Annotated in this window: 6 protein-coding genes and 2 pseudogenes; all 8 read right to left on the bottom strand. The window is 69.1% G+C overall.

Annotation, left to right across the window (positions count from 1 at the left end; translation table 11 throughout):
• A pseudogene (locus B7438_RS19865) lies at positions 1-799 on the bottom strand (ATP-binding protein); the annotation flags it as partial.
• A 174-nt stretch (positions 800-973) separates the two neighbouring features.
• Positions 974-2,110 (bottom strand): Rv2578c family radical SAM protein, encoded by a 1,137-nt coding sequence (locus B7438_RS19860; protein WP_085371415.1) that lies wholly within the window; start codon positions 2,108-2,110, stop codon positions 974-976.
• Positions 2,111-2,151: 41 nt separating this feature from the next.
• Positions 2,152-3,834 (bottom strand): ABC-F family ATP-binding cassette domain-containing protein, encoded by a 1,683-nt coding sequence (locus B7438_RS19855; RefSeq protein WP_085371414.1) that lies wholly within the window; start codon positions 3,832-3,834, stop codon positions 2,152-2,154.
• Positions 3,835-4,072: 238 nt separating this feature from the next.
• On the bottom strand, positions 4,073-5,548 hold the full coding sequence (locus tag B7438_RS19850; RefSeq protein WP_085371413.1) for a malate:quinone oxidoreductase: 1,476 nt from the start codon (positions 5,546-5,548) through the stop codon (positions 4,073-4,075).
• 71 nt (positions 5,549-5,619) lie between these two features.
• Complete coding sequence (locus tag B7438_RS19845; RefSeq protein WP_085371412.1) at positions 5,620-6,690, bottom strand: aspartate-semialdehyde dehydrogenase; 1,071 nt, start codon at positions 6,688-6,690, stop codon at positions 5,620-5,622.
• Between the two features lie 97 nt (positions 6,691-6,787).
• A complete protein-coding gene (locus B7438_RS19840; RefSeq protein ID WP_085371411.1) occupies positions 6,788-8,074 on the bottom strand; it encodes an aspartate kinase in 1,287 nt (428 codons plus the stop codon).
• A 109-nt stretch (positions 8,075-8,183) separates the two neighbouring features.
• Positions 8,184-8,780 carry a recombination mediator RecR gene (gene recR, locus B7438_RS19835; RefSeq protein WP_085371410.1) on the bottom strand — a complete coding sequence of 199 codons (597 nt, stop codon included), beginning with the start codon at positions 8,778-8,780 and terminating at the stop codon, positions 8,184-8,186.
• A gap of 3 nt (positions 8,781-8,783) precedes the next feature.
• Positions 8,784-9,177: pseudogene (locus tag B7438_RS20690) on the bottom strand (hypothetical protein); the annotation flags it as partial.

Below are 9,177 nucleotides of genomic sequence, written 5' to 3'. Positions count from 1 at the left end.
AAGCCGATCTCGCGTCGCTCGGCGCCCCCGGCACCCCCTGCACCCCCGGCACCGCGCCGCCGAGCGACGCGAGATCGGCTTCGATGCGCGCCCGGAGCCGCGGCGCCAGCGGTCCCGGCGTCGCGGCGGCCACGGCGAGCAGCTCGCTGAGAACCGTGTCGTGGAGGTCGGCCGCGTACTCGGCGATCACGTCGCGGCGCAGGTCGATGAGCCGCGCATCCCGGACGGACCGGTGGATCGCGGACTGGGTGCGGCTGCGCGTGCCGCGGGTGATCCCGTCGAAGGCCAGTACCCCGACGAACAGCAGGTACGCGCCGAGCGAGATCGCGTCCGGCCGGAACACCCGTCCCGCGTTGGACGCGGCCAGCATCACGGCCACTTCGGCGAGCGCGAACCCCACCGTCGACCACAGGATCCCTGTGAGCGACCCTGTGCCCGCTCCGCCGACCAGCGTCATCGCGATCACCGGCAGTGCCACCACGAACAAGTTGGTGTCCGTGTAGCTGGGCGTGGTCGTCAGGAGGATCAGCACGTAGACGTACGTGGACAGCGCCCCGACCACGAGGTAGGCGACGGTCAGCGCGAGCGTCCTCCCCCGCGCCAGCAGCACCAGCAGCCCCACCATCGGCAGCAGCACCAGCAGGCCGACCCACGAGAACGCTCCGGCCGCCCCGAACCCGGCGACGGTCACGTTCACGAACGCGGACACCAGGCACACCAGTCCCGCCCAGCGCGCAGCAGTGGCGAGCGCCCGCGAGTTGGCGACCCGCGCGAGATGACTCGGTAGCCCGAGCGACATCTCCACCCCCTCGTGTCCTGAGCCTCCGCCTGAGCCTCAGGGGGATTATGTCACCTCCGCGATCCCGTGTGTACCCCGATATCCAAACGATGTACCCCGCCCGGGTGTCGCATCGTCTCCCGCGCCACCCCGCAAGACCTCCCGCACCACCCCGCGCACCGCCCTGCCTTCCTCTCAGAACAGCGTCGGCTGCACGCCCAGCACCGTGAGTCCGTTGCTCTCCGCATCCACCTCCTCCGGGATCACCCTGATGCGACGCGCACCCGCTGCGGCGGACACCACCTGCCGCTCCCCCTCGCCGTCGCGCAGCATCCCGAGCGCCGTCGACCGCACCCCGCCCGTCAGCGGGTCCTCTTCTCCGCGCTGCAGCCCGTGCGCACTGATCAGCGGCTTGATCTTGGCCGCCAGCCACTTGCGATACTCCTTCGGAGCGTGCGCCCCTCCCCCGTACATGCGGCGGTACTGCGGCAGCAGCTCGGGGTGCTCCCTCCCGAGCCACAGGTAGTACCACTCCTTCACGCCCGGCTTGAGATGGAGGGCCGTGTAGAGAACCGACGTCGCTCCCGCCTCCTTCGCCTGCCGGAGCGCTTCGTCGAGGTGCGCCCTGGTGTCGGTGAGGTAGGGCAGGATCGGCATGAGGAACACCGCGCAGTCGAGTCCGTGCTCCCGCACCGCCGTGACCGTGGCCAGCCGCGCCTTGGTGGTGGGCGTCCCCGGCTCGACCGACTGCTGCAGCTCGTCGTCGTAGACCGCGATCGACATCGCGAGGTCGACGGGCACCCGCCGGGCGGCGTCTGCCAGCTGGTCGAGGTCGCGCCGCAGCAGGGACCCCTTGGTGAGGATGCTGAACGGCGTGCCCGTGTCTGCCAGTGCGTCGATGATCCCCGGCATCAGCGCGTACCGGCCCTCCGCCCGCTGGTACGGGTCGGTGTTCGTGCCGAGCGCCACCGGGTGGTGCCCCCAGCTCGGTCGGCTCAACTCTTTGCGGAGCACATCGGCCACGTTGACCTTGACGATGATCTCCTGGTCGAAGTCTTTGCCGCCGTCGAGCTCGAGATAGGAGTGCGTCGGCCGGGCGAAACAGTAGACGCACGCGTGCGAGCATCCACGGTATGGGTTGATGGTCCAGCCGAACGGCATCGGCCCTCCGCCACCGGGGATCTTGTTGAGCGCCGACTTCGCGAGCACCTCGTGAAACGTGATGCCCGCGAAGTCGGGCGTGCGCACCGACCGCACCAGGTTGTTGAGCCGCGCCAGCCCCGGCAGCGTCGACGGCTCTTCGGCCGTGAGTTCTTGCCCGCTCCATCTCATGGATTCATTCGAACATATGTTCGAAAGTTAAGCAAGCGCGTTCAGGCCACGATGCGGCCTCCGGCCATCTCGACCCGCTCGCCCGTCCACGCTCCGCGCAGCCAGCGGTCGTGGCTCGCCACCACCACCGCCCCCGGATACGCGCCGAGCGCCTCCTCCATTTCCGTCGCGAGCGACAGGGAGAGGTGGTTGGTCGGCTCGTCGAGCAGGAAGACGTGCGGCGGTTTCGCGAGGATCAGGGCGAGCGCGAGCCTGCGCTGCTGGCCGATCGACAGGGTGCCGACCGGACGGTCGACGTCGCGGGGCGCGACCAGGCCGAGACCGGTCAGCGGCACAGCCTCCGCGCGCCGTTCGCCCAGCCGCTCCTCGTAGATCCTCCGCGGGCTCGCCACAGGGTCCGCGAAGCGCACGTCCTGTTCGAGGAGGCCGACCCGCAGGCCCTTCCTCCTCGTGACCGCACCGGAGTCCACCGGCTGCCGTCCGGCCAGCGCCGACAGGAGCGTCGACTTGCCCGCCCCGTTGTGACCGGTGATCAGGATGCGAGACTGCGGCTCCACCCGGAAGGACGCGACATCGAGGCGGTCCGGGATGCGCGCATCCGACACCTGCACCAGCGTGCCAGCCTCCTCGTTCAGCGCCTGCGACCCGGTCGGGATGCCCGCGAAGCTGAGGATCGCCGGCGGCTTGCGCACCTGGTTCTCCGAGAGGTCGTCGAGCCGGCCGGACGCGTTCTTGATGCGGCGGCTGATCTGCTTGTCCAGCGCACCGCCCTTGAACGACTTGGCGAACTTGTCGTTGTCGCGCACCTTGCCGGACCAGGCGATGCCGCGCGCCGTCACGTCGACAGCGAACTTCAGCGCCTTCAGCTCGTCCTGCTCGTCGGCGAACTGCCGCTCCCAGCGCTCCCGCTCGTCCTCTTTCGCGGCCAGGTATGCGCTGTAGTTGCCGCCGAACACCGTCGTGCCGGAGCGCGAAGGGTCGAGGTCGAGCAGGCTGGTCGCGACCGCATCCAGGAAGGCGCGGTCGTGGCTCGCGAACACCACCGGACCGCGCCAGGCGATCAGCTGGCGCTCCAGGAAGAGCGCAGCGTCGTCGTCGAGGTGGTTGGTGGGCTCGTCGAGGAGGAGCGCGTCGGGCCGAGACAGCAGGAGAGCCGCCAGGGCGAACCGGCTGCGCTGGCCACCGGACACCTCGGACAGCCGTCTGTGCAACGGGATGGACCCGACACCGAGACCGTCGAGGAGTTCGTCGCGCCGGGCATCCACACTCCAGATGTCGGCACGCTCCGCCGCGTCGAGCGCCGCGGCGTAGCGGGAAGCCGCTGCCGCCCCGGCAGCCGCGTCCGCATCCGGGTCGTCGCCGGCGAGCGCGGACGCCGAAGCCTCCAGCTCGCGCTCGATCGCCCGCACCTCCACCAGAGCGCTCTCCATGAGCGCGGTGAGGGTGTCCTCGGGCGTGAAGCGCACCTCCTGCCAGAGGATGCCGGTGCGCGCCGGACGCACGAGCGCGCCGCCGTCCGGGGCCTCGGCGCCGCCCAGGATGCGCAGCAGCGTCGACTTGCCGACCCCGTTCTCGCCGATCAGGCCGAGCCGGGAGCCCGGTGCGACGGTCAGCGAGACGTCGGTGAGCACGCGCCGATCGCCGTAGCTCTGCGAGATGCCGTCGGCCTTGACGTGGTCGGCGACCGCCGCGACGGGAATGGTTGTTGGAAAATGCACTGGCATGGGAAACCGCCTTGTCGAGCGCTCCGAGGAGCCGTTTCCCGCCGGGTGTTCCCGTCGACAGCCGCGCCGGAGCGCTGAAAAGCGATGACCTGGTCATCTGGCTATGTCGACGGCGCCACGATGCACTGCATCGCGTGGGCGAAAGCCTCAGGCGCGGGACGATAAGGAGATTCCTACTTCATAGCGCCGACGACTCTACCAACGTCGTCGCCGAAATGTCCAGCGCTTTCCGAAAGGCTCAGCGCGAGATGTGCAGCACCTCTGCCGTTTCGGCGACCACGCGCTCCGCCTCGGCAGGCTTGTCGTTCAGCGTCGTCCCGATGGTGGGCACGAGCTCCGTGAGCGTGGGCAGCCAGGCGTCGTATCGGTCGGGGAAGCACCGCTTGAGCACGTCGAGCATGATCGGCACCGCAGTGGATGCGCCGGGCGACGCCCCGAGAAGACCGGCGATCGAGCCGTCCTCCGACGCGATGACCTCTGTGCCGAACTGCAGCACGCCGCCCTTCTTCGCGTCCTTCTTCATCACCTGCACGCGCTGGCCGGCGGTGATCAGCTCCCAGTCCTCGCTCTTGGCGGTGGGCATGAACTCCTGCAGCGCCTTCATCTTCTTGGCCCGGTTGGCGAGCAGTTCGCCGACGAGGTACTTGATGAGGTCGAAGTTGTCCTTCGCCACGGCGAGCATCGGGATGAGGTTGCCTGCGCGGATCGAGCCGGGGAGGTCCCACCAGGTGCCGGTCTTGAGGAACTTGGGGCTGAACCCGGCGTACGGCCCGAACAGGAGCGACGCCTGTCCGTCGACCACGCGCGTGTCGAGGTGCGGCACCGACATGGGCGGTGCGCCGACGGCGGCCTTGCCGTAGACCTTCGCCTGGTGCTGGGCGACGATTTTCGGGTCGCTGGTGCGCAGGAACTGGCCGGAGATCGGGAACCCGCCGAAGCCGTTGATCTCGGGGATGCCGGACTTCTGCAGCAGGTGCAGGGCGCCTCCGCCGGCTCCGACGAACACGAACCGTGCCGTGACCTCGTGCGGGGTGTGGCCGACCTGGTGGCGCACCTTGAGCTTCCACAGCCCGTCCTTGGTGCGCTTGATGCTGCGCACCTTGTGGTTGAGGGCGATGTCCGCCCCGCGGTCGGCGAGGTCGTTCACGAGCGCCTTGGTGAGCGCGCCGAAGTCGACGTCGGTGCCGGCGGGAACCCGGGTGGCGGCGACGCGCTGCTTGGGGTTGCGCTTCTTGGTGAGCAGAGGGGTCCACTCGGCGAGCACAGCCGGGTCTTCCGTGTACTCCATACCGGCGAAGAGCGGCTGGTCTTTCAGCGCCTCGTAGCGCTTGCGCAGATAGGTGACGTTGTCCCGGCCGTGCACGAACGTCATGTGCGGGGTGGAGTTGATGAACGTCGACGGCTCCGGAAGGTCGCCGGACTTCACCAGGCTCGCCCAGAACTGGCGGCTGAGCTGGAACTGCTCGTTGATCGCGATGGCCTTGGCCGGGTCGACGCTGCCGTCTGCGGCCTCCGGCATGTAGTTGAGCTCGCAGAGGGCCGCGTGGCCGGTGCCCGCGTTGTTCCACGGGTTGGAACTCTCCTGCGCCACCTCGCCCAGGTTCTCGTAGAGCCGGATGGTCCAATCCGGCTGCACCCTCTGGATGAGGGCTCCGAGCGTGGCACTCATGATGCCACCGCCGATGAGGACGACGTCGATGGGAGAATTGCTCACCAGACAATCCTACGGTGCCCGGCGCCCGGCTTTGTCCGGGAGCCGCTCAGCGTGCCGCCGACGAGGTCGTTTCAGGCGGTGACGGGGGTCGAGAGGCGCTCGGCGACGATCTCCGCGATCTGCACCGCGTTGAGCGCGGCACCCTTGCGGAGGTTGTCGTTGCTGATGAACAGCGCGAGCCCACGACCGGCGGGGGCGCCCTCGTCACGCCGGATGCGTCCGACGAAGCTCGGGTCCTTGCCTGCTGCTTCGAGCGGGGTCGGCACGTCGGTCAGCACGACGCCGGGGGCGCTCGCCAGGAGCTCCTCCGCACGCTCGGGGCTGATCGGCTTGGCGAACTCCGCGTTGATCGACAGCGAGTGGCCGGTGAAGACGGGGACGCGCACGCAGGTTCCGCTGACCAGCAGCTCCGGCAGGCCGAGGATCTTCCTGCTCTCGTTGCGGAGCTTCTTCTCCTCGTCCGTCTCGTTCTCACCGTCGTCGACGATCGAGCCGGCGAGCGGGATCACATCGAACGCGATGGGACGCACGTACTTGACGGGCTCCGGCAGGGCGACGGACGAGCCGTCGTGCACGAGCTGCAGCAGGTTTTCGTCGGCGACGGCCGCGCGGACCTGCCCGGCCAGTTCCTCGGCGCCGGCGAGGCCGGAGCCTGAGACGGCCTGGTACGTGCTCACGATGAGGCGTTCCAGACCGGCCTCCTCGTGCAGGACCTTGAGGACCGGCATGGCGGCCATCGTGGTGCAGTTCGGGTTCGCGATGATGCCCTTGCGCGCATCCGCGATGGCTTCGGGGTTGACCTCGCTGACGACGAGGGGCACCTCCGGGTCCATCCGCCAGCCGCTCGAGTTGTCGATGACGATGGCACCGGCCTCGGCGAACCGGGGCGCCTGCGCTTTCGAGCCGGTCGCACCGGCGGAGAAGAGGGCGATGTCGATGCCCGCGACGTCGGCCGTCGCTGCGTCCTCCACCACGATGTCCTCACCCTTGAACGGCAGAGTCGTGCCGGCCGAACGGGCGGAGGCGAAGAAGCGGATGCGCCCGACCGGGAAGTCGCGCTCCTCCAGCAGGCGGCGCATGACGCTGCCGACCTGGCCGGTCGCTCCGACGACGGCGACGGTGAGTTCTCTTGTCTCGCTCATGGTGTGGCCCCTTCGGGTCTCGTGTTGTGAGGTCGAACGACGGTCGCGCTGCACGCATTCCCGCCGCGGTGTGAATGGGGGCAGTGGATGCGCCCGGTCAGCGCCCCGTGCCCGCGTAGACGATCGCCTTGTCGTCTCCGTCGAGGCCGAACGCCTTGTGCACGACGCGCGCCGCCTCGTTGACCGTGTCTGCGCGGGTGACGACCGAGATGCGGATCTCGCTGGTGGAGATCATCTCGATGTTGATGCCGGCGTCGAACAGGGCGGCGAAGAGCTGGGCGGAGACGCCGGTGTTGGTGCGCATCCCGGCGCCGACGAGGGCGAGCTTGCCGATCTGGTCGTCGTACTGCAGGGACTGGAAGCCCACATCCGGCTGCTCGGCGTTGAGGGCGGTCAGCACCCGCTGGCCCTCGGACTTGGGCAGGGTGAAGGAGATGTCGGTGAGGCCGGTGGCTGCGGCGGACACGTTCTGCACGATCATGTCGACGTTCGCCTCGGTCTTCGCGACGATCTTGAAGATCTGAGCGGCCTTGCCCGGCACATCCGGCACGCCGACGACGGTGATCTTTGCTTCGCTCAGATCGGTGGCGATTCCGGCGATGATCGGCTCTTCCACGGTTCCGTCCTTCTTCTTCGCGGCCTCGGCCGCTGCTTCGTTGAGCACGAGGGTTCCGTCGTTGTTGTTGAACGAGGAGCGGACGTGCAGGGTCACGTTGTGGCGACGCGCATATTCCACCGCGCGAATATAGAGCACCTTCGCGCCGGCCGCGGCCAGTTCGAGCATCTCTTCGCTGGTGATGCGGTCGATCTTGCGCGCGTTGGGCACGACGCGCGGGTCGGAGGTGAACACGCCGTCGACGTCGGTGTAGATCTCGCAGACCTCGGCGCCGAGAGCGGCGGCGAGGGCGACGGCGGTGGTGTCCGAGCCGCCACGGCCGAGGGTGGTGATGTCTTTGGTGTCGCGGTTGAAGCCCTGGAAGCCGGCGACGATCGCGATGGCGCCGTCGTCGAGCGCATCCCGGATGCGGCCGGGCGTCACGTCGACGATGCGCGCTGCGCCGTGCTGCGCGTCGGTGATCATGCCGGCCTGGCTGCCCGTGAACGAGCGCGCGTCGTATCCCATGCTGCGGATCGCCATCGCGAGGAGCGCCATCGAGATGCGCTCTCCTGCGGTGAGCAGCATGTCGAGTTCACGCGGGGCCGGGATGGGGGTGACGTCGTGGGCGAGGTCGAGCAGCTCGTCCGTCGTGTCGCCCATCGCGGAGACGGCGACGACCACCTCGTTGCCGCCCTTGCGGGTCTCGACGATGCGTTTCGCGACGCGCTTGATGCTCTCTGCGTCTGCGACGGACGATCCGCCGAATTTCTGCACGATGAGGGCCACTGATACTCCTGGGGATAAGCCGGAACCCCCATCCTACCGGCGATCACATACGCCGAATCCCATATGACGCCGCCGGTCCGAGGGCGCCGCGATGGGTGGTCGGCGGGGCTCAGGAGATGAGGCGTCTGCCCTCGAACGCACGGCCGAGAGTGACCTCGTCCGCGTACTCGAGGTCGCCTCCGACGGGCAGGCCGGAGGCGAGCCTGGTCACGCGGATCTCCATGGTGGTGAGCAGGCGGCTGAGGTAGGTGGCGGTCGCCTCGCCCTCCAGGTTGGGGTCGGTGGCGATGATGACCTCCTGCACGGTGCCGTCGGCGAGGCGCTGCATCAGCTGCCGGATGCGCAGGTCGTCCGGTCCGACGCCGTCGATCGGGCTGATCGCCCCACCGAGCACATGGTAGAGGCCGCGGAACTCCCTGGTGCGCTCGATGGCGACGACGTCCTTCGCCTCCTCGACGACACAGATCAGCTCCGGGCTGCGGCGCGGATCGCGGCAGATGGAACAGGTCTCCTGCTCGGAGACGTTGCCGCAGATCTCGCAGAAGCGCACCTTGTCACGCACTTCGAGCAGCACTTCCGCGAGCCTGGTCACGTCGAACGTCTCGGTCTGCAGGATGTGGAACGCGATGCGCTGCGCCGACTTCGGCCCGATGCCGGGAAGCCGCCCGAGTTCGTCGATCAGCTCCTGGACGATTCCTTCGTACACGCCTTACCTCGACCCGGCAGGCGGTGCTGCCTGCTCTTCGATGAAGGTGGCGCCGAGGATCTCGCGCACCACCGCCTCGCCGTACCGCTGCGGCTGCTGGAATGTGGGGGTGCGCGCGCCGGACGCCGGTGCAGTTCGCGCGGGGCGCTCCTCCACGCGGCCGGCGGATGCGGGCTGCTGGGTGGGGGTGGATGCGCCGGGCGCTGCTGGTGCGGACGCTGCTGTCGGTGCGGCTGGTGCTGCTCGCTCGATGGGCTCGTCGTCGGGTGCGCTGACCGCCCACTCGCCCTCCGGCTCGTCGGGGACGGGCGGCTCGAACGGCGGCTCGGTCTCCGGCGGGGGCACGTCGTCGTGCGGGTAGTCGTCGCGTTCGAGCGTCGCGACGGCGGATGCGGCG

The sequence above is a fragment of the Leifsonia sp. NCR5 genome, assembly GCF_002105485.1.
Classification (GTDB): Bacteria; Actinomycetota; Actinomycetes; order Actinomycetales; family Microbacteriaceae; genus Leifsonia.
Note: the sequence above shows the minus strand (reverse complement) of the source record. Positions and strands in the feature narration are given on the sequence as shown.